Source organism: Paraburkholderia saeva (genome assembly GCF_907164555.1).
Classification (GTDB): domain Bacteria; phylum Pseudomonadota; class Gammaproteobacteria; order Burkholderiales; family Burkholderiaceae; genus Paraburkholderia; species Paraburkholderia saeva.
In genome coordinates this window covers 265,621-288,763 of sequence record NZ_CAJQZC010000010.1, presented here as the reverse complement: position 1 = coordinate 288,763, position 23,143 = coordinate 265,621, and the positions used below count along the sequence as shown (strand labels likewise).

16 protein-coding genes and 2 pseudogenes are annotated in these 23,143 nt (G+C 63.2%); 9 read left to right on the top strand and 9 right to left on the bottom strand.

The annotated features are described in order from the left end of the window. Positions 1 to 12 precede the first annotated feature (12 nt). Genes LPA36_RS24010 through LPA36_RS23995 form a run of 4 tightly spaced genes read right to left on the bottom strand, consistent with a single transcriptional unit; the run spans position 13 to position 8,450 of the window. Positions 13 to 3,129, bottom strand: a complete 3,117-nt coding sequence (locus tag LPA36_RS24010) for an efflux RND transporter permease subunit (RefSeq protein WP_228882381.1) — start codon at positions 3,127 to 3,129, stop codon at positions 13 to 15. After that, positions 3,129 to 6,497 carry an efflux RND transporter permease subunit gene (locus tag LPA36_RS24005; RefSeq protein ID WP_228882337.1) on the bottom strand — a complete coding sequence of 1,123 codons (3,369 nt, stop codon included), beginning with the start codon at positions 6,495 to 6,497 and terminating at the stop codon, positions 3,129 to 3,131. Before LPA36_RS24005 ends, LPA36_RS24010 begins: the two co-directional genes overlap by 1 nt. Then, positions 6,494 to 7,798, bottom strand: a complete 1,305-nt coding sequence (locus LPA36_RS24000) for an efflux RND transporter periplasmic adaptor subunit (RefSeq protein WP_228882336.1) — start codon at positions 7,796 to 7,798, stop codon at positions 6,494 to 6,496. Before LPA36_RS24000 ends, LPA36_RS24005 begins: the two co-directional genes overlap by 4 nt. Next, a complete protein-coding gene (locus LPA36_RS23995) occupies positions 7,791 to 8,450 on the bottom strand; it encodes a TetR/AcrR family transcriptional regulator (RefSeq protein WP_228882334.1) in 660 nt (219 codons plus the stop codon). The genes LPA36_RS24000 and LPA36_RS23995 overlap by 8 nt, the downstream gene beginning before the upstream one ends. A gap of 135 nt (positions 8,451 to 8,585) precedes the next feature. On the opposite strand from LPA36_RS23995, the pseudogene LPA36_RS23990 reads away from it, so the two are divergent. Further along, positions 8,586 to 8,939 (top strand): annotated as a pseudogene (locus LPA36_RS23990) (LysR substrate-binding domain-containing protein); the annotation flags it as partial. Positions 8,940 to 8,978: 39 nt separating this feature from the next. Here LPA36_RS23990 and poxB read toward each other — a convergent pair. Then, complete coding sequence (gene poxB, locus LPA36_RS23985; RefSeq protein ID WP_228882332.1) at positions 8,979 to 10,700, bottom strand: ubiquinone-dependent pyruvate dehydrogenase; 1,722 nt, start codon at positions 10,698 to 10,700, stop codon at positions 8,979 to 8,981. Positions 10,701 to 11,175: 475 nt separating this feature from the next. Here poxB and LPA36_RS23980 point away from each other — a divergent pair, with 475 nt between their 5' ends. After that, positions 11,176 to 12,633: a mechanosensitive ion channel family protein gene (locus LPA36_RS23980; protein ID WP_228882331.1), complete on the top strand. Its 1,458-nt coding sequence runs from the start codon at positions 11,176 to 11,178 to the stop codon at positions 12,631 to 12,633. A gap of 92 nt (positions 12,634 to 12,725) precedes the next feature. Then, entirely contained in the window at positions 12,726 to 13,643 is a 918-nt protein-coding gene (locus LPA36_RS23975) for a LysR family transcriptional regulator (protein WP_228882329.1), read from the top strand. A 121-nt stretch (positions 13,644 to 13,764) separates the two neighbouring features. Here LPA36_RS23975 and LPA36_RS23970 read toward each other — a convergent pair. Next, positions 13,765 to 13,869 (bottom strand): annotated as a pseudogene (locus LPA36_RS23970) (ABC transporter permease); the annotation flags it as partial. Positions 13,870 to 13,884: 15 nt separating this feature from the next. On the opposite strand from LPA36_RS23970, the gene LPA36_RS23965 reads away from it, so the two are divergent. Continuing rightward, positions 13,885 to 14,046: a hypothetical protein gene (locus LPA36_RS23965; RefSeq protein WP_228882327.1), complete on the top strand. Its 162-nt coding sequence runs from the start codon at positions 13,885 to 13,887 to the stop codon at positions 14,044 to 14,046. A 65-nt stretch (positions 14,047 to 14,111) separates the two neighbouring features. Here LPA36_RS23965 and LPA36_RS23960 read toward each other — a convergent pair whose 3' ends face one another. Both LPA36_RS23960 and LPA36_RS23955 read right to left on the bottom strand, forming a co-directional pair. Next, positions 14,112 to 15,434, bottom strand: coding sequence for a TIGR00366 family protein (locus LPA36_RS23960; RefSeq protein WP_228882325.1), 1,323 nt, complete (start codon positions 15,432 to 15,434; stop codon positions 14,112 to 14,114). 216 nt (positions 15,435 to 15,650) lie between these two features. After that, the gene (locus LPA36_RS23955; protein ID WP_228882323.1) at positions 15,651 to 16,265 is read right to left on the bottom strand and encodes an HAD family hydrolase; all 615 of its coding nucleotides are present in this window, start codon (positions 16,263 to 16,265) and stop codon (positions 15,651 to 15,653) included. A 456-nt stretch (positions 16,266 to 16,721) separates the two neighbouring features. On the opposite strand from LPA36_RS23955, the gene LPA36_RS23950 reads away from it, so the two are divergent. After that, positions 16,722 to 18,329 (top strand): hypothetical protein, encoded by a 1,608-nt coding sequence (locus LPA36_RS23950; RefSeq protein ID WP_228882321.1) that lies wholly within the window; start codon positions 16,722 to 16,724, stop codon positions 18,327 to 18,329. A 56-nt stretch (positions 18,330 to 18,385) separates the two neighbouring features. Here the strand turns inward: LPA36_RS23950 and LPA36_RS23945 are convergent, their stop codons facing one another. Continuing rightward, complete coding sequence (locus LPA36_RS23945; protein WP_228882320.1) at positions 18,386 to 19,309, bottom strand: sterol desaturase family protein; 924 nt, start codon at positions 19,307 to 19,309, stop codon at positions 18,386 to 18,388. A gap of 301 nt (positions 19,310 to 19,610) precedes the next feature. Here LPA36_RS23945 and LPA36_RS23940 point away from each other — a divergent pair, with 301 nt between their 5' ends. The 4 genes from LPA36_RS23940 (at position 19,611) to LPA36_RS23925 (ending at position 23,011) form a co-directional block, all read left to right on the top strand. Then, positions 19,611 to 20,573 (top strand): hypothetical protein, encoded by a 963-nt coding sequence (locus tag LPA36_RS23940; protein ID WP_228882318.1) that lies wholly within the window; start codon positions 19,611 to 19,613, stop codon positions 20,571 to 20,573. Positions 20,574 to 20,640: 67 nt separating this feature from the next. Then, the gene (locus LPA36_RS23935) at positions 20,641 to 20,931 is read left to right on the top strand and encodes an EF-hand domain-containing protein (protein WP_228882379.1); all 291 of its coding nucleotides are present in this window, start codon (positions 20,641 to 20,643) and stop codon (positions 20,929 to 20,931) included. 26 nt (positions 20,932 to 20,957) lie between these two features. Then, positions 20,958 to 21,671 carry a response regulator gene (locus LPA36_RS23930; RefSeq protein ID WP_228882315.1) on the top strand — a complete coding sequence of 238 codons (714 nt, stop codon included), beginning with the start codon at positions 20,958 to 20,960 and terminating at the stop codon, positions 21,669 to 21,671. Beyond that, positions 21,668 to 23,011, top strand: a complete 1,344-nt coding sequence (locus tag LPA36_RS23925; RefSeq protein WP_228882313.1) for an ATP-binding protein — start codon at positions 21,668 to 21,670, stop codon at positions 23,009 to 23,011. The genes LPA36_RS23930 and LPA36_RS23925 overlap by 4 nt, the downstream gene beginning before the upstream one ends. Positions 23,012 to 23,143: the final 132 nt, after the last annotated feature.

Genomic DNA, 23,143 nt, shown 5'->3' with positions numbered 1-23,143 from the left:
CGGCAGATCAGATCAGGTTTGCGCAGGCGAATTGCGGCCCGCGCGGGCTTGGCGGCGTCGGTTGAAACGCTGACGCATGCGGTCGAAATACAGGTAGATCACAGGCGTCGTATAGAGCGTGAGTATCTGGCTGAAAATCAGCCCGCCGACAATCGCGATACCCAGCGGTCGTCTCAATTCCGAACCTGTGCCATGACCGATTGCGAGCGGCAGTGCGCCTAGCGCCGCCGCAACCGTTGTCATCAGAATAGGTCTGAAACGCAGCATGCAGGCTTCGAAAATGGCGTCTTCGGTGCTCTTGCCTTCGACACGTTCGGCCTGCAACGCGAAATCGATCATCAGAATCGCGTTCTTCTTGACGATGCCGATCAGCAGAAAAATGCCGATCAGCGAAATCACGTCCAGTTCGCTGTGAAACAGGATCAGCGCGATCATCGCGCCCACGCTGGCGGACGGCAGCGTCGTGAGAATCGTGACCGGATGAATCAGGCTTTCGTACAGCACGCCAAGCACGATATAGATCGCGAGCAACGCGCCGAGAATCAGAAACGGTTCACTCGCAAGCGAACTCTGGAACGCCTGCGCGGTGCCGGCGAACTGGGCCGTGATGTTCGCGGGCGTGCCGAGGCGTCGCTGCATCTGCGTGATGAGTGCGGTGGCCTCGCCGAGCGACACGTTCGGCGCGAGATTGAACGCAATCGTGACCGAAGGAAAAAACGATGAATGATTGACTGCGAGCGGCGAAGTCGACACCCGCATGCTGGAGAACGCCCCGAGCGGCACTGCACCCTTCCCTGTCGCGTGAACGTACGTCGATTGCAACGTGGACGGCGACTGCAGCAGCGCGGGGTTCGCCTGCATCACGACGTAATACTGGTTGAGAGACGTGTAGATGGTCGAGACCTGCGACTCGCCGAATTCATAGTAAAGCGCGTTGTCGATCAGTTTTGGCGTAATACCGAATCGTGCGGCCGTCGTCCGGTCGTAATGGATCAGTGCCTGCAGGCCATTGTTCTGCTGGTCCGTCGTGACGTCCTTGATCTGCGGCATTTTCTGCATCGCGTGATACAGCACGGGCGCCCACTGGCTCAACGCATCGACAGTATCGGCGGATAACTGGTATTGATACTGCGCGTTGCTCTGCCGCCCACCCACCCCGATATCCTGCGCGGCCTGCAGAAACGTCGACGCGCCCGCAATGGCGTCGAGCTTCGGACGCAGGCGGTCGAGCACTTCCGTCGCGGTCGCATCGCGTTCATTGCGCGGCTTGAGCGTGACGAACACGAACCCGGCGTTGCTTGCGCCGCCGCCGGGGCCGCCCTGCCCGCCCGCAAATCCGGCCGCGTTCTCAACCGCAGGGTCTTGACGGATGACGTTCTGGATACTCATCAGCGAGCGGTTCATCGCCTGGAACGAAGCGTCCTGCGCACCCTGGAAACCGCCGAATATCGTGCCCGTATCCTGCTGCGGGAAAAGCCCTTTCTGTACGATACCCGCCAGCACGACGTTAAGCACCAGCGTCAGCACGAGGCTGAAAATCACCGTGCGCGGATGGTGGATCGCCCAGCCGAGCGTGGTCCGGTACGCGGCCAGAATGTAGTCGAAGCCGCGTTCGCTCCAGCGGTAGAGCCTGCCATGCTCCGTGTCGTTCGCGGGCTTGAGCAGGTATGCGCACATCGTGGGCGTCACGGTCAGCGAGATCACCATCGAAATCGCAACGGAAGTCGCCAGGGTGAACGCGAATTCGTGAAAGAGACGCCCCGGCACGCCGCCCATGAACAGGATCGGCACAAAGACCGCGATCAGCGAAAGACTCATCGCGATCACCGTGAACGCGACTTCCTGAGTGCCCTGGAACGCGGCACGCATGGTCGGCACGCCGCGCTCGATAAGACGCGTGATGTTCTCCATCACCACGATCGCGTCGTCGACCACGAAACCGGTCGAGACGGTGAGCGCCATCAACGACAGGTTATCGAGCGTAAAGCCCAGCAGATACATCACGGCGAACGTGCCGATCAACGAAATCGCCACAGCAACGCCCGGAATCAGCGTCGCATTCGGGCTGCGTAAAAACACGAACACGACGCCAATCACGAGAACGATCGACAGCATGAGTGTGCGTTCGACGTCGTTGACGGATGAACGGATCGTCGTGGTCGTATCGAGCGTGAGTTGCAGGTGATCGCTTGCGGGGACCGACGCGCGGATCGCCGGCAAGGCCTGCTTGATGCGATCCACCGTATCGATCACGTTCGCGTTCGGCAGCCTGAAGACGAGCATGATGACCGACGGCTTGCCGTTGACGTAGCCCGCCGAGCGCAGCGTCTGCACGGAATCGTAGACATGCGCGACGTCGCGCAGGCGCACGACCTTGCCGTTGCTCGAACCCACCACTAGCGGCGCGTAATCCTGCGCCCGGGAAATCTGGTCGTTGGCGGTAATGACCGACGTCGTCATCTCATCGCTGAAGCCGCCTTTCGGGCGGTTCGAATTCTGCACCGACAGCGCCTTCGCGACGTTCTGCGCGCCGATGCCATAGCTGTTGAGCTGCGTCGGATTCAGATCGACGCGCACGGCGGGCAACGAGCTGCCCACCACCTGAACCTGTCCGACGCCCTGCAGTTGCGCGATTTTCTGCGAAATCACCGAGGACGCGAGGTCGTACAGCCTGCCACGGTCGGCGGAATCCGAGCTCAGGCTCAGCACCATCATCGGCGCGATCGCAGAGTTGATTTTCCGGTAAGTCGGATTCGAAGGCAGGTTCGCGGGCAGATCGGTGCGTGCAGCGTTGATGGCGGCTTCCACGTCCCGTGCAGCACCGTCGACGTCGCGGCTCAGATCGAACTGCAGCGTGACGGAAGTCACGCCGAGCGTGCTGGACGACGTCATCTGCGTGACACCGGCGATGTGACCGAACTGGCGTTCGAGCGGCGTCGCGATGGACGACGCCATCACTTCCGGATTCGCCCCCGGCAACGTTGCGGCGACGGTGATCGTCGCGAAATCCACCTGCGGCAGCGAGGCGACCGGCAACTGTTTGAACGCGATCGCGCCGGCGATCACGATCGCCATCGCCATCAGCGTCGTCGCGACGGGCCGCCTGATGAACGGTGACGCGATGTTGATCATGTTTCTTCAGCCGTCCGTGGACCGCGCGGCCCGGCACCGCGTGGACGGAAACGCTTCGCGAGTCCGTCGAAGAAAACGTAGACGACAGGCGTCGTATACAGCGTCAGCACCTGGCTCAGTAGCAGGCCGCCTACCATCGAAATGCCGAGCGGCCGGCGCAGTTCCGCACCGATACCCGTACCGAATGCAAGCGGCAGGCCGGCGAACAGCGCGCAAAGTGTCGTCATCAGGATCGGCCGCAGACGAAGCTGCGCCGCCTCGAACACGGCTTCGACCGGGCTCAGCCCGCGCGTGCGCTCTGCCTCCAGCGCGAAATCGACGAGCATGATGCCGTTTTTCTTGACGATACCGATCAGCAGGATGATGCCGATTACCGCGATGATGCCGAGGTCTTCGTGGAAGAGCCTGAGCGCCAGCAGCGCCCCGACGCCGGCGGAAGGCAGCGTCGAAAGAATCGTGACCGGGTGAATGAAACTCTCGTACAGGATGCCCAGCACGATATAGACGGCGACGAGGGCCGCGAGAATCAGTAGCGCTTCGTTCGAGCCAATATCTTCATACGCGGCCGCCGTGCCCTGGAAATCCGGCTGCACGCTTGCGGGCATCTGCAGATCGGCCTGGGCGCGCTGGATGGCGGTGACCGCCTGCCCGAGCGACGCGCCCGGCGCTACGTTGAACGAGATCGTGACCACCGGAAACTGCCCCTGATGCGTGATCGTCAAAGGCGCGGAGCGCGTCGTGAAGCGGCTGATTGCGCTGAGCGGCACCGGCGCCGATTGCGTTGTCGCGTTACCCGACGTGCTGCCCGCATTCCCCGCCCCGTTCGATCCCGTATTCGACCCGGACGATGACGAACCCTCACCCGAACCTGAGCCGGACCCTGAACCGCCGGACGCGCGGGACGCAAGCACGGTCGTGGGTGTGGTTGCCGCGAGGCTCTGGCCGGACGACACGACGAGATTCGACAGCGTGCCGCTCGAACTCAGCGAGGTACGGCCCGACGTGCTCTGCGCCGCAGCCGTCGTGCCGGAATTCGTGCTGCCCTGAATGTAGATGCGGTTCAACTGCGCCGGATTGCGCTGGAACTCCGGCAGCGCTTCGAGGATCACGTGATACTGGTTCGACTGCGTATAGAGCGTGCTCACCTGACGCTGGCCGAACGCGTCATACAGCGTGGAGTCGATCTGGTCCGGCGTGATGTTCAGACGCGAAGCGGTCGGCCGGTCGATCGTCAGATCGGTGCTGATGCCATTGTTCTGCTGGTCGGTCGTGACGTCGACGAGTTCCGGCAACGTCCGCAGCTTTGTGACGAGCCTGTCGGTCCACAGGTTCAGCTCCTGCGTATCGGGGTCTTCGAGCGTGTACTGATATTGCGTGCGGCTCACGCGGTCGTCGACGGTCAGGTCCTGCACCGGCTGAAGATAAAGCTGCACGCCGGGCACGTCGCGCAGGCGATCGCGCAGACGGTCGATCACTTCACTCGCCGTCAGGCCGCGCTCGGCGATCGGCTTCAGGTTGATCTGGATGCGGCCGCTATTGAGCGTCGTGTTGATGCCGTCCTGGCCGATAAACGACGACAGGCTCGCCACGGCAGGGTCCTTGAGGATTTCGCTCGCCAGCTGCTGCTGCCTGCGCGACATCGCGGCAAAGGAAATCGACTCCGGCGCCTGCGAAATCGCCTGGATGATGCCGGTATCCTGCGGCGGAAAAAAGCCCTTCGGAATCTCGATGTACTGGAAGACCGTGAGCACCAGCGTCGCGAGCACGACCAGCAGCGTGGCCGTCGAATGATCGAGCACCCAGCGCAGGCTGCGTCCGTACGCCGCGATCACGCGGTCGAAGCGCGCCTGCGTCCAGCGGTAAAAGCGGTTCTGCTCGGCTTCTGGCGTATGGCGCAGCAGACGTGAACTCATCATCGGCGTGAGCGTCAGCGAAACGATGCCTGAAATAAGCACCGTCACACTCAACGTGACCGCGAACTCACGGAACAGCCGACCGACGACATCGCCCATGAACAGCAGCGGAATCAGCACCGCGATCAGCGAAATCGTCAACGAAACGATCGTGAAGCCGATCTGACGCGCGCCTTCCAGCGCGGCGTCCATCGGTTTCATGCCCTCTTCGAGAAAACGCGAGATGTTCTCGATCATCACGATGGCGTCGTCGACGACGAAGCCCGTCGCGATCGTGAACGCCATCATCGTGAGATTGTTGATGCTGTAGCCGAGCGCATGCATGACGGCGAGCGTGCCGATCAGCGAGAGCGGCACGGCGACCGTCGGAATGATCGTCGCCGCGAAGCTGCGCAGGAACAGGAACATCACCATCACGACGAGCGCGATCGTGAGCATCAGTTCGAACTGCACGTTCTTGACCGAAGCACGGATCGTCGTGGTGCGGTCGGTCAGCACGGTAACTTCCACGGCCGCGGGCAGGGTGGCTTTCAGCTTCGGCAGCAACTGCTGGATTTCGTTGACGACCGCGATCGTGTTCGCGCCAGGTTGCCGCTGGATATTGACGAGAATCGCGGGGGTTTCGTTTTTCCAGGCGGCGAGCTTCGCATTCTCGATGCCGTCCGTGATCTTCGCGACATCCGTCAACATCACCGGAGCGCCGTTTTTATATGCGACGACGATTTCGCGAAAGCCTTTCGCCGAAAGCAGCTGGTCGTTCGCGTTGATCTGGAATGCCTGTGCGGGGCCGTCGAACGTGCCCTTTGCCATGTTGACCGAGGCGGTCGTCAGCGCCGATCTCAGGTCTTCGAGGTTCAGGCCGTACGAAGCGAGCGCAACCGGGTTCGCCTGGATTCGTACAGCCGGCTTGTGTCCGCCGCTGATCGTCACGAGACCGACGCCGCTCAGCTGCGAAATCTTCGGCGCAAGCCGCGTATCGACGAGGTCTTCGATGGCCGACAGCGGCATCGCATTCGACGTCAGTGCGAGCGTGATGACCGGTGCGTCAGCGGGATTCGATTTGCTGTAGATGGGTGGCGCGGGCAGATCGGTTGGCAGGTAGCTGGTGGCCGCGTTGATGGCGGCCTGCACTTCCTGCTCGGCGACATCGATGTTCAATGCCAGCGCAAACTGCAGCACGATCACCGAACTGCCGTCGGAACTGGTCGACGTCATCTGCGTGAGGCCCGCGACCTGGCCGAACTGGCGCTCGAGCGGTGCCGTCACCGCGGACGACATCACGTCCGGACTCGCGCCCGGATAGAACGTCTTGACCTGGATCGTCGGATAGTCGGCTTCCGGCAGCGCGGAAACCGGCAGCCCCGGCAGCGCAGCGAGGCCGATGACCAGAATCGCGATCATCAGGAGCGCGGTCGCTACTGGCCGGACGATAAAAAGCCGCGACGGATTCATGACGTCTGGCCGGCCTTCATGCCTGCGCCGTTCGTGCCACTCGCGCCGCCCGCATCACTCGCGGCGCCATTGCCCGGCCCGTTCACCGCCGACGTTTTCGAACCCGGCGGCGCCGCGTTCTGGACCGTGATCCGCGCCCCGTCCTGGAGTTTGTCGAAGCTGGAGACCGCAACGACCGTGCCCGCGTCGATGCCGCTGACAGCGGACGCATCGTTCTCTGTTGCGAGCTCCGTGACGTGGCGCATCTTCACGGTATTGCCCGCGAGCACGTAGACGAATGCCTGCGTGCCGTTATGCTGAAGCGCTGCCGTCGGTACGAGCACGACGCTCTTCAAGGTCTTCACCAGCAGTCGCGCATTGACGAACTGGTTCGGATAGAGCGTCAGCTGTGCGTTGTCGAATTCCCCGCGAAAGCGCACTGTTCCCGTCGACGTATCGACCTGGTTGTCGAGCGTCAGCAGCTTGCCGCTGGCGATTTTCGTCTGCTGCGAGCGGTCGAAAATATCGACAGGCAGCGACGCGCGCTGGGTGATTTCATCGTGAACCTGCGCGAGGTTGTCTTCCGCGACGTTGAACACGACGGTGATGGGCTGCAGCTGCGTGATGACGGCAATCGAAGTCGAGCTGCCCGAGAACACCACGTTGCCAGGATCGACCAGACGCAGCCCGATACGCCCCGAAATCGGCGACGTAATGTGGCAGTAGCCCAGCTGGACCTTCGCGTACTGAACCTGGCCTTCGTCGTTCTTCACGGTGCCGCGATACTGTTCGACGGTGAGCCGCTGGTCTTCGTATTGCTGACGCGCAATTGCCTGCTGGTCCGCCGCTTCCTTGTAGCGGGCAAGATCCATCACGGCCTGGTCGAGCACGGCGCGGTCGTGCTGTAACGTGCCTTCGGCCTGCTGCAGTTGTGCCTCGTAGGCACGCGGGTCGATGTCGATCAGCGGGTCGCCGCGCCGGACCATCTGGCCTTCCGTGTAATGAACGGCATCGACCGTGCCGTTCACCTGGCTGTAGACGTTCACTGTCGCGACGGGCGTCACGGTGCCGAGCGCCTCGACATACACGCCCAGATCGCCGGTGTGCGCGGCTGCGGTGCGGATCGTGACGGCCTGGGGCGCCTGCGCTTCCTCGTTGCCGGTTTTCGGCTTGCGCACCACGATCAGGATCAGGATGAGCGCGAACACGATTGCCGCGCCGATCAGCACCCAATGCCGCCTGCGACGCGGCCGTGGTTCACCGCCGCGGGCGCCGTTGTGCGGAGGTTCGGCTTCGTGTTCGCCGTGCGTGGGTTCATTCATGTTTTTTTGCGCCCTTTCTGGCTGAAGGCACGGATGCAACGCCGCGGGCAAAGAGCGCCGCAAAGCCATCCGCCATCCGCTCGATGTCGGCAGGTTGAGTCTGATGAAGTTCGCGATGCATGAACGCCAGCTGGAAGACGAAGCCCAGCAGCAGTTCGGTCGCCATGTCGAGATCGAGTGCCGGATCGATCATGCCTGCTTCGACGTAGCGCGCAAGGCGCTCCCGGAGGCTCCGGCGGACTTCCTGACGTGTGGAGATGCGCTGGAAATCGGCCTGAAACGCCCGGTCCAGCAGGACACGCGAGAACACGATGCGGATCGTTTCAGCGCGCTCGGCAACGGCGGCCATGCCGTGTTCGATCATCTCCCGCGCTTCCTGCGCGAGCGATGCACAGAGCGGGCGCTCGAAGAACTGGTCGCGCCGCGGTGCGTCCTGGCGCTTCAATACAGCCAGCAGAAGCCCTTCCTTGCCGTTGAAATAGCGCTGGATCAGACCTTCCGAGCAACCCGCTGCTTCGGCGATGCCGCGCGTCGTGGCCTTTTCGAAACCCCGCTCCGCGAAGGCCACCGCCGCGGCCGTAATGAGTTCTTCTTCCGTGGCCTGCCGGTCTCGCTGTCGTGCCCTGCCCGCCGCTGGTAGCGATGATTTCACAGCCTGCCTGTGTGTATGTGCGTGACCACATACATCATGCTGAGCCGCAGGGCCCGCGTCAAGCCCGAGATACGCTGAGCGTTCCGCGGCCTTCAGGGCACGCCGTCAGGACGCGGGATGGTCCCGGGGTGGAACGCCGTCGATCCTTATGTCCTGCACCTGCGCAAGGGCAAACAGCAATGCGACGTCGCCATCACGGGTGCGCTCGATTCGAACGAAGGCCAGGTGATTGTTGCGGCGGGACGCGCGGGTCTGGGCATCGTGATCCAGCCGCTTTACATCCTCTACGGCGACATCGTTGCCGGCCGCCTGATTCCCGTTCTCGAAGAGTGGCAGCTCCCCCCGCTCACCGTCAATCTTGCTTACCAGAGCCGTCGCTATCAGCCCGCGAAGATTTGCGTGTTTATCGACTTCCTGGTCGAGCGGGTCCGCACGATGAATCTCGAGGAGCAATGGACCACCGTATCGCCGCGCCGCACGCGCAAATAGCGACACGTGTTGCACATTGCGTGCCCTCGCGCTTTTCGCTTACCGCAGGTTCGTTTTCGCGAGTTCGACGATCTCGTCGCCGCGTCCGCTCAGTACGGCACGCAGCATGTAGAGGCTGAAGCCCTTTGCCTGCGCGAGTTCGATGCTCGGTGGCATCGCCAGTTCGTGCTTCGACGTGACCACGTCCACGAGCGCTGGCCCCGGATGTGCGAACGCTTCTTTCAGCGCGCTTTCAAGTGCCTCCGATTCCGTCACCCGCACACTGAAAATGCCGGCGCCGTTTGCAATCGCCGCGAAGTCTGTCTTGCCCAGATCCACGTTCGTATCGAGGTAGCCGCCCGCTTTCAGTTCCATCGATACGAAACCGAGCAGGCTGTTGTTGAACACCACGACCTTGATCGGCAGATCGAGCTGACGCGCGGACAGCAGGTCGCCGAGCAGCATCGACAGCCCGCCATCGCCCGAAAGCGAAACCACCATGCGCTCCGGATGGGCGGCCTGGGCGCCGAGCGCCTGTGGCATCGCGTTCGCCATCGATCCGTGATTGAACGAGCCATGCAGTTGCCGCCTGCCGTTCATCGTCAGGTAGCGCGCGGCCCATAGCGTCGGCGTGCCGACGTCGGCGGTAAAGATGGCGTCGTCGCTGGCGAGCTCGTCGATCATTCGCGTCAGATACTGCGGATGAATCGGCCGGCCGGGCCCCGACGGCGTGGCAAGTTCATCGAGCCCCCTGCGCGCCGACAGATAGTGCTTGCGTGCCTTGTCGATAAACGTGCGATCTGTTTTTCGCTGCAGCTTCGGCAGGAGCGCCGCGACCGTTTCTTTCACGGTGCCGACAAGCCCGAGCGCAAGCGGCGTGCGACGCCCCAGTTGCGAGCCTTTGCGGTCGATCTGTACCACCTTCGCTTCGGGCGGATAGAACGGGCGGTACGGAAAATCGCAGCCGAGCAGAAGCAACGTGTCGCACGAGATCATCGCGTGATAGCCCGAGCTGAATCCGATCAACCCGGTCATGCCGACATCGAACGGGTTGTCGTATTCGATGAACTGCTTGCCGCGCAGCGCGTGAACAATCGGTGCACCGAGCGTTTCGGCAAGCGCCACGACTTCGGCGTGCGCGCCCGCCACGCCGCTGCCGCACATGATTGTCACGGCCTCGCAGCCGTTCAGCATCGACGCAAGCCGGTCCATGTCGGCTTCCGGCGGCAGAATGGACGACGGCCCGGCCAGGTTCCATGCGGGCACGGGCACGCGACATTCACTGAGCGCAACGTCGCCCGGCAGCACGATCACCGCGACGCCGCGTTCCCCGGTCGCCGCGCGCATTGCACGTTCGAGCACGCGCGGAAACTGCGAAGCGTTCGATACCAGTTCCACGAAGTGACTGCACTCCCGGAACAGATCCTGCGGATGCGTTTCCTGGAAGTAGCCAAGACCGATTTCGGTCGACGGAATATGCGCGGCAATTGCGAGCACCGGCTGCTGGTTGCGATGACAGTCGAAGAGCCCGTTGATCAGATGCAGGTTGCCCGGGCCGCAACTGCCCGCACACACGGCAAGACGCCCTGTCGCCGCGGCGTCGGCGCCGGCAGCGAACGCGGCGACTTCCTCGTGACGCGTATGCATCCAGCGGATCGTGCCGACCTGATCGAGGCTGTATGCGAGACCGTTCAGGCTGTCGCCCGTGACGCCCCAGATACGCTCGACGCCCGCGCCTGCGAGCGTCCGTGCCAGATAATCCGCGACCGTCTGGGTAGCCATGTGCTGCTCCTCGACAAGAGCGCCGGCCGGGAAGCGAAAACGGAACCCGGACTGGCACGAAACCCGATGAAGAATATCGACCGGCCACCTACGCCGCGCGAGACGGACCGATGTGCCGCGATGTACCTGAAGCTGGGTGCCCCGCGCGCGACGTACTTTCACCGTGCCGTGGCGTTCTGCATACGCCCGTCAAATACTACGCCGGGATGGCATTTGCTGCGCTTTACCAGCCAGGCGTCCACTGCCGCGCAGGCCTCGTCCCGTCGTGGCCGGGGATATCCGCGAAGGCGCGCATCGCTGGACCGAAGCGTAAGGTTGAACGCGGACAAAACGCCTGACGCCCGGGCCTGATTGTTCTTTTGCAGCAACCGTCCGGTGCGTTCCGGCCGATTCTTGCGGGATCGCCGACAAATGAGTGGAACTCGGCCCCGTTTTCGATGAGACTTCCTTTCATTCCGGCAAGGGGACACTTCACGTGAAAGATCCGCTCATCCTGGGCCTGGTGCTCATCGCGATCGACGTCGTGCTCTGGCGCGCGGCATTTCCACGACGCGCTCCCATCAGGCTTGTCGTGCGGCTGGTGATCTTCGGACTTTTGAGCCTTGTGCTGTTCGGCTCCGGTCTGAGCCCGCTGACGCCGCCTGCGATTGCCGACTCGCTTCCCCGCCGTATTGCCGCGCAGTTCCTCGAAATGATCTGGTGGCTGAACGGTGCGCGGCTCCTCACGATGACACTGGACGCGCTCTTCGCCACGCGAACCTGGCATCGCGACCGGCTGTTTCAGGACGTTTTCGGCGCCATCGTGTTTCTTGCGGCAACGGTGGCTTCGCTCGCATTCGTACTCGACATTCCTGTCGGCGGCCTCGCAGCCACGTCTGGCGCGCTGGCGATCGTGGTCGGTCTCGCGATCCAGAGCACGTTGAGCGACGTCTTCGCGGGCATCGTGCTCAACACGACCGAGCCGTATCACCTCGGCGACTGGGTCAACATCGACGATGTGGAAGGACGTGTCACCGAAATGAACTGGCGCGCCACGCATCTGCTCACGTCGCGGGGCAACATTGTGATCGTGCCGAACAACGTCGCGGCGAAGGCGAAGATCGTCAACAACAGCCGGCCTTCGGCGCTGCACGGCGTGGCGATCACGCTCGAAGTGTCACCGGAAGAACGCCCCTCGATCGTGCTTGCCGCGCTGAACCGCGCGCTTGCCAACGCGAGCATCGTGCTCGGCACGCCCGAACCGTCTGCGGTCGTCAAGTCCGCTTCGGTGAACTCCATGCATTACGAGGTGATGGCCTACGTCGACGATCGGGACAAGAAAAACGCCGCAACCAACGAACTGTACGACCTCTGTCACCGGCATCTCTACGCCGCCGGGGTCGAGTTGCGGCCACTCGGTGTGCCGGCGGTGCCACACGCTGCCGTGGATCCCCGGCAGAGGCTGCTCATGCAGGTGCAACTCTTCAATACGCTGGAAGGCGACGAACTTGCGGCGCTTTCCGCCCGCATGTCGCGTCATGAATACGAGTCGGGCCAGGTGATCGTGAATGCCGATGCACAGACCGATTTTCTGCTGATCGTCGAGTCCGGCGTGATCGCCGTCGAACCTGCGTCCGAATCCGGCAGACTGCCGACGCATCGCCTGGGCCCAGGCGACGCGATCGGCGAAGCGAGCGTGCTGGCCGGCCTGCCCGTCAGCGCGAAGCTCACCGCGCGAACCGCCGCGGTGCTCTACCGGCTCGACAAGGTCGATCTCACACCGGTGCTCCAGAAGCGGCCCGAAATCGGCCGGTTGATGTGCAGTCATCTGGCGGGTCAGCAGGAGGCGCTGCGCGGCATCGAACACGAAGTCGCCGCGCCTGCGGAAGACAGCTGGGCGATCACGGACTGGCTGCGCGACGCGATGCGCCGGTTGCACGACCTGGCGTTATAAGGGGGGCTTTGCCGCTGTGTCGCCCGGCGCCCCGGGAAGCGTTAAAGTACGACACGTCAAAACATCCGCTACGACCGACAGGATTTCGCGCCATGGATACGCTTCAGGCAATGAGAGTGTTCGTCCGCATCGTCGAGGCGGGGAGCCTCACGCGCGCGGCGGATTCGTCGGGAATGAGCATGCCGACGGTCTCGAAGCTCCTCCAGACGCTTGAACATCACCTCGGCTGCAAGCTGCTTAACCGCACGACGCGCAAGGTCTCGCTCACGGAGGACGGTCACGCCTACTATCAACGATGCGTCGCCGTGATCAGCGAAATCGACGACATGGAAGCGTCGCTCTCGCAGGCCAAGGTTGCGCCGAAGGGGCGTCTGAAGGTCAACCTGCCGAGCGCGCTCGCGCGGCATCTGCTGATTCCCGCGTTGCCGGACTTCGTCGCGCTGTATCCGGACATCCACGTCGAGCTTGGCCTCACCGACCGCCAGGTCGACGTAGTCGGCGAAGGCGTCGACTGCGTCCTGCGCGTGGGCGTATTGAGCGATTCCGGGCTCGTCGCGAAACGCGTCGGCAGCATTACGACGTGCGTGTGCGGCACGCCCGAATATCTCGCGCGATACGGCACGCCCACCACGATCGCGGATCTGGATCGACACGTTGGCATCAACTACGTCTCGAAAGCGACCGGCCGCTCGCAGATGTGGGAGTTCTTCGTGGACGGCGAAACAACCAGCGTGGCGATGCGTGGACCCGTCTCCGTCAACGACGCTGACGCCTATATGGCCTGCGTACTCGCCGGGCTTGGACTCGGCAAAACCGGCCGGTACATGATCGAACCATATCTGCGCGACGGTCACCTCAAGGAAGTACTGCAACCCTTCAAGGCGATCCCGCGGCCCGTTTCCATTCTCTATGTGCCGAACCGGCATCAGACGCAGAAACTCAAGGTCTTCATCGAGTGGATCACTGCGCTGTTCGCTCAACACCCTGGTCTGCAAGGCAAGGTTTCCTGAGCGTCTCCCGTGCCGCTTTCGCGCGCGAGACGACGTTCGCGCTGCCTCGTTGCGTAGTAGCGCACGCAAAACAAGGGTAATGCGCGCGCCGCCCAGAATCACCGCGGCAATCACGTTGAGTTCCGAGCCGTCCAGCGATCGCGAGACTGCCGCCCATCGCGTACAGCCCGCGCCCCATCATCGTGCTATCAAGCAGCTACCATGTGACGAAGGCAGCCGCGACGATCGGACTCGTCAACTGATGAAAGCGCTGATCGGTCAGACGCCGCCCGCGTGGATCGGCGTGCAGTCGTTGCCGGTCACGCAGGCGACGGTGCTCGAAGCGTACAAGACGGTGTTCAAGAAGGACCCGCCGCCGCAACTCTCCGATGCGTGCAAGAAAGCGAAGCCTGCCTGCAGTTGATGTGAAGCCTGGGTGAGACGGAAGGCGCGTGGTCTGCGATGACGCGCGCCTTCCGGCGTTTGCAGTCAGAACAGATACATCCCGGCTACGAACACGATGCCTGAGAACAGCAGCGCGGTGACGCAATAACCCATGATGTCGCGCACGCCAAGGCCTGCAATAGCCAGCGCCGGCAGTGCCCAGAATGGTTGCGCCATGTTCGTCCATGCCTCGCCATAGGCAATGGCCATGGCGGATTTACCCAGGTCCGCGCCCAGTGCCTGCGCAGCCGGCATCACGAACGGCCCTTGCACGACCCAGTGTCCGCCGCCGCTAGGCACCGCGAAATTGATGACGGCCGAGCTAAGAAACGCGAGCAGCGGAAACGTATGCACGTTGGCGATATCGACGAACCACTTCGTGATGACACCGGCAAGCCCCGAATGGTCCATGAGCGCCTGAATGCCCGCATAGAACGGGAACTGGATCATGATGCCCGACGCGCCTCGCGCCGCGACGCCCACTGCGCGTGCATAGGCCATCGGTGTCTTGTGAAGCACCATGCCGGCCGCGAGGAATACGAGGTTCACGGTATCGATGTCGAGGACGAACCCCTTCTGCACGGTCCGCACGATCAGGAACGCCGCGCACAGCAGCGCGACGAAGATCGCAAGAAGACGGCTTTCTTCCAGGCGCTCCGCCAGCGTCGCGTTCGCGGGCAGAATGCGTTCGACCGTCGGCGGCTCTTCGAGCAGGGCTGGATCGACCGACACGACGTCTTCCGGCTTCGGCATCATGAGCCTCGCCAGAATCGGCAGCAGGATGATGAGGCCAAACGTGATGAACGCGTTGTAGCCCGTAAAAATCGTGTGCGAAACAGGAATGAGCCCGATCGTCTTCTCCATCGGGTTGCCTTTTGTCGCGGCCACGAGCGGCACCGATCCGGAGAGGCCGCCGTGCCACGTCAGGAACCCCATGTAAGCGGACGCCACCAGCAGACGGTAGTCCGTGCCCTTCACGCGACGTGCGACTTCACGCGAAAGCATCGCGCCCAGTACGAGGCCGAAGCCCCAGTTGATCGCGCACGCCACCGCGCCGACGAACGCCACGAGCATGACGCCCTGCCCCGGCGTGCGTGCCGAACTCGCCAGCGCAACCAGCAGGCGCTTGACGGGCCCCGAACTCGCGAGTGCATGCCCTGTCACGAGAATCATCGCCATCTGCATCGAAAACGCGAGCAGGTTCCAGAAGCCCGCGCCCCACATCGTCACTAGTTCTGCCGGTGCCTTCGGCGTCAATCCAAAGGCCAGAAGAAATGTGCCAATCGTCAGGAAAATGGCAAAAATCAGTGGGTCAGGCAGAAATCTGTGCACCACCTGTGTGAAAAAGCCCGAGATACGCTGGATCACCTGTCTACTCCTTATCGCCTTGATTCTTCTGGCAGATCGTGCCGCTCACGCGCGCAGCCCACCAGGCCGGCCGCGATTTTTGCACAGAACCAGAAGTGTTGCGTTCGAGTCGGGCAATCGTCAGACGACACGATCAGGCGATACGCGCACGCTGTGCGTGAACGTTCGCAAAACCGCGTGATGAGGAGCAGCCCGTGCGAACCGGCGCGCGGATCGCTACATCAATTGACGGCGTTCAAGCTCTTCGCTTAACGCGTCCGCGCTGACGAATCTGTATCCGTGAAGACCGGCAGCGATTGCGCCATTTACGTTGGCGTCCGTGTCGTCGATAAAGAGCGTTTGCGCAGGCAGAACGCCCAATGCTTCGAGGCAGCCCGTATAGGCCCGCGCGGCAGGCTTGGCCGCGCCATACGATGCGGATGCATACACGCGTGTGCCGAACAGTTGCGCAACGGGCGGATTCAGATAGCCGATATGATCGGTCACCAGACGGCAGTTGTTGGTCAGCACGGCGATGTCGTGACGTCTCGCCACGCTTGCCGCAAGCGCGATCACGTCGTGGTTCGGCGTGATCGATGCGTGGCGGGCTGCGAGCCAGTCGTGCCGGCTGATGCGGCAACCCAGCAGATCACCGAGGGCATCGAGATATTCGTCGTCGCCGATCAGGCCGGCGTCGGCGCGCGCTTCGAGACCGGAGCCCCAGATCGCGTGACGCACCGCGTCGGGTGACTGCCCCGACGTGGCCGCGAGATGGTCGACGCGTGCCTCGCGGTCGTAGTGGGACAGTACGCCTTCCATGTCGAACAGAACCAGCGTGATGGATGTGGTCATGCTGACGACCTCATGTCAAAAGCGCCCGAACGATCTGAAAGCTGTCCGTCAAAAAACGCCGACGACAGCGCGAGAACGCTATCTTGCCTCGCCATATTTGCAGGGTTGTGCCAATGCTTCATTTGCATTTCACGCGAAGGCTGTTGTCCCGATTTCGGTGCATGCGCACGATTGCGTGCCATGCGATCAATGCCCCCGAACGTGCAGTGCGCTGGCGCACATACCGGCACGTCTGCGCCGGGCATCATGCGCATGCGTCGCCACGGCATTTGCGTTGGCAAAGCGCCCCCAAACCGGACCCTTGCCTGACGTTGCGTGGCGCGACGCTTCTCGCTCGCACGCCAGCACGCACACGAATCCCTGCCGCTCCTGACGGGTATGCCGCGACCATCCCGTTGAGCGGTGTCGCAACGCGTATCCGTGAACGGTTGAAAACGTCTTCAACGCGCTCATCACATGTCCCGATCCGGCACCCTCACCGATCCGCCCTTTGCCACGTCCACGGCTGCGAAGGGACGCGCGAAATCGCGTGTCACGCCGCTGCAACTGTGGTCCCTCTGGATCATCGGTACCGTGCTGGCCTCGCTGCCATTTCTGATCCTGCCGGTGCCGCCGCTCGGACAGCATTTCTATAACATCGTCAGGATCGACATCCTTGCGCATCCGGACCGATACGCGAGCAACTTTGTCGTGCACTGGGACATGGTGCCCGACCTCGCGATGGATCTCGCAGGACCGTTGCTCGTGAAGTGGATGACTGTCGAACAGGCGGCGCGTCTCTTCGTACTCGCCTCGCTTGCATTGCTGAGTTCAGGCTGCCTGATGCTCGGCCGCGCGGTAAATGGCCGGTGGTCGATCTTGCCGCTGATGAGTTTTCTGCTGCTCTATAACTGGATCCTGATTCGCGGATACGCCAACAATCTGTCGGGCCTCGGGCTTTGCTTCTGGGCGCTTGCCGCGCATGTCGCGCTGCGCCGCCATATCCTCGCGCGCATTCTGGTTTCAGTAGTCAGTGCATGTGTGATTTACGTGTGCCATCTGTTTCCGCTCGCCGTTTTTGCGCTCATTGCATGCACATGGGAACTGGGCTGCCTGATTCAGTCGCGTGACCTGCGCGTTCGTTCGTTGTGTGGACACGCTGCCGCATGTGCGATTCCGTTCGTGCTGCCGGCGCTGCTCTTATGGCACAGCAGTACCCGCGCACTCACTGAAGCGATCGACTTCGGGTTTCTGCAGATGGCCTGGCGAATCCGCCTGGGCGTCGCCGCATTCACCATCGGCGAGCGCGCGGCGGACATCGTGATCCTCGTGAGTCTATGCGTTGCCGGCGTCATCGGTACAGCCAGGCACTGGTGGACCTGCAGGCCCGAATGCAGGCTCACCGTCGTCGCGCTGCCAGTGGTGCTCATCCTCGCGCCGTTTACCGCGTTTTCCGCGTACGGCATTGTCGAGCGCTGCGCGCTGGCTTTCGCGTTTCTTTTGACCGCGCTGCTCGACGTGCGCATCGTCGATCCAAAGCTTCAGCGCATCGGTGCAGTGGCGTTGATTTTCGTGTTCCTGTTTCGTGTCGGCACCGTGGCGCACGACTGGCAGGCGGCGAAACCGGTGATGGAGGCGTATCGCCAGGCATTCGCATCCCTCAAGCCAGGCGCCGTGCTGATGCAGTTCAAACAGGATGCCGGCTATCCGTTACCGTTGAAAGATCCGCATCGCTGGAATCCCTATCTCGACAAGGTCGTCGCGCTTGCAACGCTTGACGGCGTGCTTGTGCCCGACCTGTATCTGAAGGCAGGGCAGCAACCGGTGCTTTATCGCCCTGAGAATGTCGCGCTGCGGACGTTCCAGGTCGAAGGGCAGATCAACAATGAAGGCGCTCAGGTGGACGACCACGCGCTACGCACGTGGGCCGCCGCTTTTCTGCAGCGCTTTCCGCAGATCCAGAGCCGGTTTCCGGCCATCTATCTCGCGGTTTTCGATCCGCACATGCGCCTTTCCGCAGAGCTGCCCGGCTGGCGGCTGGTCGCGACGTTGCCGGAACACCGCCTCTATGAACTCGATCGCTAACGCGGCGGAACCGTTCCGCCACTGCATTGAGTCGCATCCGTTCACGGCACTCGTCTTTACCGTCCCTCGGTACTGACCGGCATCGCACGACGTCCCGCCAGGTTCTGCTGACGCAACTGTTCTGTCGTTTCGCCAGAACCGTCTGCGCGCCAGCCCGGCGGCAGGACGACGTAACCGATTGCAGTCCACACGCTGCCCGCCGATGCGATATCGCGCGCGAGGCTGACCCAGTGCTCGAATTCGACGACAAGCGGATTGTGCGAGCGCGTCGGTGTCACAAGGCCGTAGCGGCACGGCTCGTCGTCGCGTTCCTCGACGTAGGTGCCGAACAGGCGGTCGAAAATCACGAGCACGCCGCCGTAGTTCGCATCGAGATAATCGACGTTCGACGCGTGGTGCACGCGATGCGCGGAAGGCGTGTTGAACACGTATTCGAGCCAGCCGAGTTTCGGCGTCCACGTGTTATGCAGCCAGAACTGATAGAGCAGATTGAACGTCAGCGTCGCAAGCACGACCTCCGGGCGCACGCCGAGCAACACGAGCGGCGTGAAAAATATCGCCGAGCCCGTCAGCTTGCCGGTCAGGCCTAGCCGGTAAGCCGACGAAAGCGTCAACTGGTTCGGCGAATGGTGAACTGCATGCGTCGCCCAGAAAAAGCGCATGCGGTGCGACGCGCGGTGATACCAGTAGTAGCAGAACTCCTGGCCGATGAAGAGCAGGAACACCATCAGCGCGCTATCCAGCGTGACGGTAAAGATCCGGTGATCCCAGGCGAGCGCGAAGACCGGCGTTGCGAGCGAAAGCGGCAGCAGCGCGAGCAGCTTGCGTCCGACCAGATCCGCCAGCGAAATCCAGACTTCATACCAGTCGAAGGGTGTGGCGCTGCCGCGCTGTTTGCGGGTGAGCACGCACGCCTCGATCAGCGAGACGAGAACGACGAACAACGTGACACAAAGCGCGATTTTTCCGGTGGTCAACATGATGGGCAGATAACGGGTTCAAGTGGGACGCGTCGTCTGCGGGAAAAGGCCGCTATCGCGTCGGGTGAAGCTAATGTAGTGGGCCGCCCGGTTTAAAACCATGCGCAAACTGTGTCGCCAGATGTCACGGAATTCCGGACGGAACGCCCAGCTGGCGCCGCGCGGCGGCCGCTGGCGGAATCCGGCGATGGTGTAACACCGCGACATCTTTTGCAGCGCGATTATTTCGCGCGCTCCTTCTATAGTTCGTCCCGTTGCCACGCCGCAGTGCGTGACTGAACCGAACCTCGAAGGACATCTGATGAAACTCCGTTACCTCGTCGCTGCCACCGCTTCGCTGCTTGTCGCCGTGAGTACGCCTGCCTTCGCAGGGTGGTCTGGGCATGGCACTGCGTACACGCCGCACGGCACCTACAACGGCGCGCATTACGGCTCATGCTCCGGCGGCAGCTGCACGCACGCTGGCGGTGTCGCGAATCCGTACGGCGGCATCGCCACCAACAGCGGCACGGTGACCCGCACCTCACCCGGCCAGTTCTCCAATTCGGGCACGGCCACCGGTCCGAACGGACGTCAGGTCCAGCACTCGGGCGACACGAGCTGTGCAGGCGGCAGGTGTGACCACACCGGCAGCCTCAGCGGCTCCGACGGCCACAGCGCCACGACTTCAGGCAGCGTGACGCGCAACGCGCCGGGACAGTATTCGTCCTCGGGCACGGTGACCGCCGCGAACGGCAACACCACCAGCCACTCGGCGTCGACGAACTGCGCCGGCTCCACCTGCGCACGTTCCGGCACCGTGACAGGCGCCGATGGCGGAACCGTCACGCACGCCGGCACCGCAACTCGCGTGGCCCCAGGCGTGGTGACGACAGGCAGCGGCACAACCGTTGTGCACGGCGGCACGGTGACCACCGGCAGCACGGTCACCACGGTGGGCGCCACGGTCGCCGTGGGGACAGCACCGGTCGTAGTCGCACCGGCACCCGTTGTAGTCGCGCCTCCGCCGGCCGTGTACGTTCCGCCGCCCGCGCCCCCGGTTGTCTACGTTGCGCCGCCTGCGCCGAAAACCGTCTACGTTGCGCCGCCGCCGAAGGTCGTCTACGTCGCGCCGCCCCCGTCGCGTGTTGTGTTCGTCGCACCGCAAGCCCGCACGTTGTATGTCGCGCCCCGCCCTGTCTACGTCGCACCCGCGCCGCATGCCGCGGTGATGGTGCCGGGCCACTGGGTCAGCCGCGTCTGGGTGCCGCCGCACTGGGCGTAACGGCAAACGTCAGATCAATGCATTCACCCTGCCGGCGACGAGCGTCGGCTAAACCACGGAGTAGATGATGAAAAAGATGATCGCGGTTCTTGTCTTGTGTATTGTTTCTGCAGCGGCTTCGGCTCAGGGCGCATTGCCGCCGGGCGACACCTCGCGCAGTGAGCGTGCAGTGCAGCAATTGCAGTCGCGCTTTGCCAGTGCGAACGTCACCCGCGACGGCAAGCTGACGCGGGAACAGGCGGCTGCCGGCATGCCGATGGTCGCGAAGCACTTCGATGAAATCGATACGCAGCACGTCGGTTATGTCACGCTGCCGCAGATCGAGGACCTGATGAAGCAACGCGCAATGGCACGCTGAATGCCTACGCGCGCCGGAGACGCATCATGGATCAGGTGAACCGGATTATCGTGCTGGACGACGAAGCCGAATTGCGCAACATGCTGCAACGGTTCCTGACCGGTCACGGGTTCTACGTGCGCGTCGTCGCCGACGGCAAGCAGCTCGACCGCTATCTGCAGCGCGAGCCGTATGACCTGCTCGTGCTGGACCTGATGATGGAGCCGGAAGACGGGCTGACGGTGTGCCGGCGCCTGCGCGCCGAAGGACAGACCCTGCCCATCCTCATGCTGACCGCGAAGGGCGATCCAGTCGATCGGGTGGTCGGCCTCGAAACCGGCGCCGACGACTACCTCGCCAAACCGTTTCTTCCCGATGAACTCGTCGCGCGCATCCGTGCGCTGCTGCGCCGCCAGAAGATGGCGGCCGGCGTGCCGACTGTGACCTCGCAGACACTGCGCTTCGGCGAATACCAGTTCGATGTCGCCACGCAGACCTTGCGGCATCGCGGCGAGCCCGTCGAGGTGCACTCCGCGCAGATGTTGCTGCTGCACGCGCTGGGGTCGTCGCCGAACCGGCCGGTGAGCCGCGAAAACCTGCTCGCGCGGGCACGTGGGCGTGACCACGACGCGCTCGATCGCAGCATCGACGTGCAGATCCTCCGGCTTCGCCAGATCATTGAAGACGATCCGTCGAAGCCGCGCTTCATCAAAACCGTGTGGGGTGTGGGCTATATGCTCGTTGCGGGCATCGAGTCGTGACCGCGCCATCGCGCACCTGGTTTCTGCCGCGTTCGCTGCTCGCGCGCAATATTGCGCTGCTGGTGGTGCTCGTCGCGCTGACCCAGGCGTGCTCGTTCACCGTCCTGCTGCATTACGTGCAGCGCCCGCGTATTGATCGCGCCGCGCTCATCTTCTCCGATTACGTGAAGACACTCGACAGCGTGCTTGCCATCATGCCGCCCGCCGAAGGACGTGCGGCTGCCGCGCGCCTCGGTGGCCAGACGCGGGCGCCCGACGATCTCGACGTTGAGCCGCCGCGCAACGCTGTGCGGTTTTTCCGCACCTGGCAGCGCGATGTTTTCGTCCGCGCGCTGCAAAGCCATCTGCCGCCGGAGACCCTGGTGCGCTGGCAGACCGGTGACGGCGAGCGACTCTGGATTCGCGTCCACGTCGCCGGTGAGCCCTGCTGGATCGCGCTGCCGATGACCGAGGACGCACAGGCAAGCGGCATCACCACGACGCTCGCACTTTCCGTGGGCCTCGCGCTGCTGGCTGCGCTGACGGGTTACCTGATCCAGCTGCACATCAACCGGCCGCTGAAGGATCTGGCGCGCGCCGCGCGGCACGTCAGCGCAGGCGAAGCGCCCGTCGCGCTGCCCACCGACGGCCCCACGGAAATCGCCCAGGTCAGCACCGCGTTCAACCAGATGACCCAGGCGTTGCAGCAGGCCGAGGCGACCCGCGCGCTGATGCTCGCAGGTGTATCGCACGACATCCGCACCCCGCTCACCAAGCTGCGTCTCGCGATGGCGATGGCGATTCCGCGCGGCGCCGACGACACGTTCGTTGCATCGGCGGAAAGTTACCTCGACCACATCGACACGATTCTCCAGCAGTTCATGGACTACGCCGGCAGCGGCGAACGCGAAGTGCCGGTGCCGGGCGACCTCAACGCGCTCATCGGTCAACTCGCCGCGGATTTTGCGGGGCTTGGGCATGAATTCGAACTGTCGTTCGCAGACATCCCCGTGTTTTCGTACCGACCTGTCAGCCTGATGCGGCTCCTCATGAACCTGATGCAGAACGCGATCGTCTACGGACAGACGGGTCTTTTTATACGCACGTGGACCGAAGGCGACGCCGCATGCGTCGCCGTATGCGATCGCGGCAGCGGCATTGCCGCCGCAGAACTGGAGAAGCTCAAGGCGCCCTTCAGCCGCGGCACGAACGCCCGCGGTCATTCGGGCGGCACAGGCCTCGGCCTCGCGATCGTCGAACGCATCGCGCGCCTGCATGGCGGCTCGCTCACATTTCGCGCGCGCGAGGGCGGCGGTCTCGAGGCGCTCGTCACATTGCCGCTGAACCGGCATTCTTCATAAAAATACCCGTGCGGGCCGTGCGTGGCGTGTGCGCGCGCCGAAGATCGCCGCGACATCAAACGACATAATTCGTGAATGGCGTGCGCTACCGGTTCCTTTCATACTCCGTCTGCGGGTTGCGGCACAGCTCTC

Coding starts and splice junctions, on each gene's coding strand:
- LPA36_RS24005 (WP_228882337.1), bottom strand. CDS start 6,497: ATGAATCCGTCGCGGCTTTTTATCGTCCGGCCAGTAGCGACCGCGCTC.
- LPA36_RS24000 (WP_228882336.1), bottom strand. CDS start 7,798: ATGAATGAACCCACGCACGGCGAACACGAAGCCGAACCTCCGCACAAC.
- poxB (WP_228882332.1), bottom strand. CDS start 10,700: ATGGCTACCCAGACGGTCGCGGATTATCTGGCACGGACGCTCGCAGGC.
- LPA36_RS23975 (WP_228882329.1), top strand. CDS start 12,726: ATGGATACGCTTCAGGCAATGAGAGTGTTCGTCCGCATCGTCGAGGCG.
- LPA36_RS23965 (WP_228882327.1), top strand. CDS start 13,885: ATGAAAGCGCTGATCGGTCAGACGCCGCCCGCGTGGATCGGCGTGCAG.
- LPA36_RS23955 (WP_228882323.1), bottom strand. CDS start 16,265: ATGACCACATCCATCACGCTGGTTCTGTTCGACATGGAAGGCGTACTG.
- LPA36_RS23950 (WP_228882321.1), top strand. CDS start 16,722: ATGTCCCGATCCGGCACCCTCACCGATCCGCCCTTTGCCACGTCCACG.
- LPA36_RS23945 (WP_228882320.1), bottom strand. CDS start 19,309: ATGTTGACCACCGGAAAAATCGCGCTTTGTGTCACGTTGTTCGTCGTT.
- LPA36_RS23940 (WP_228882318.1), top strand. CDS start 19,611: ATGAAACTCCGTTACCTCGTCGCTGCCACCGCTTCGCTGCTTGTCGCC.
- LPA36_RS23935 (WP_228882379.1), top strand. CDS start 20,641: ATGAAAAAGATGATCGCGGTTCTTGTCTTGTGTATTGTTTCTGCAGCG.
- LPA36_RS23930 (WP_228882315.1), top strand. CDS start 20,958: ATGGATCAGGTGAACCGGATTATCGTGCTGGACGACGAAGCCGAATTG.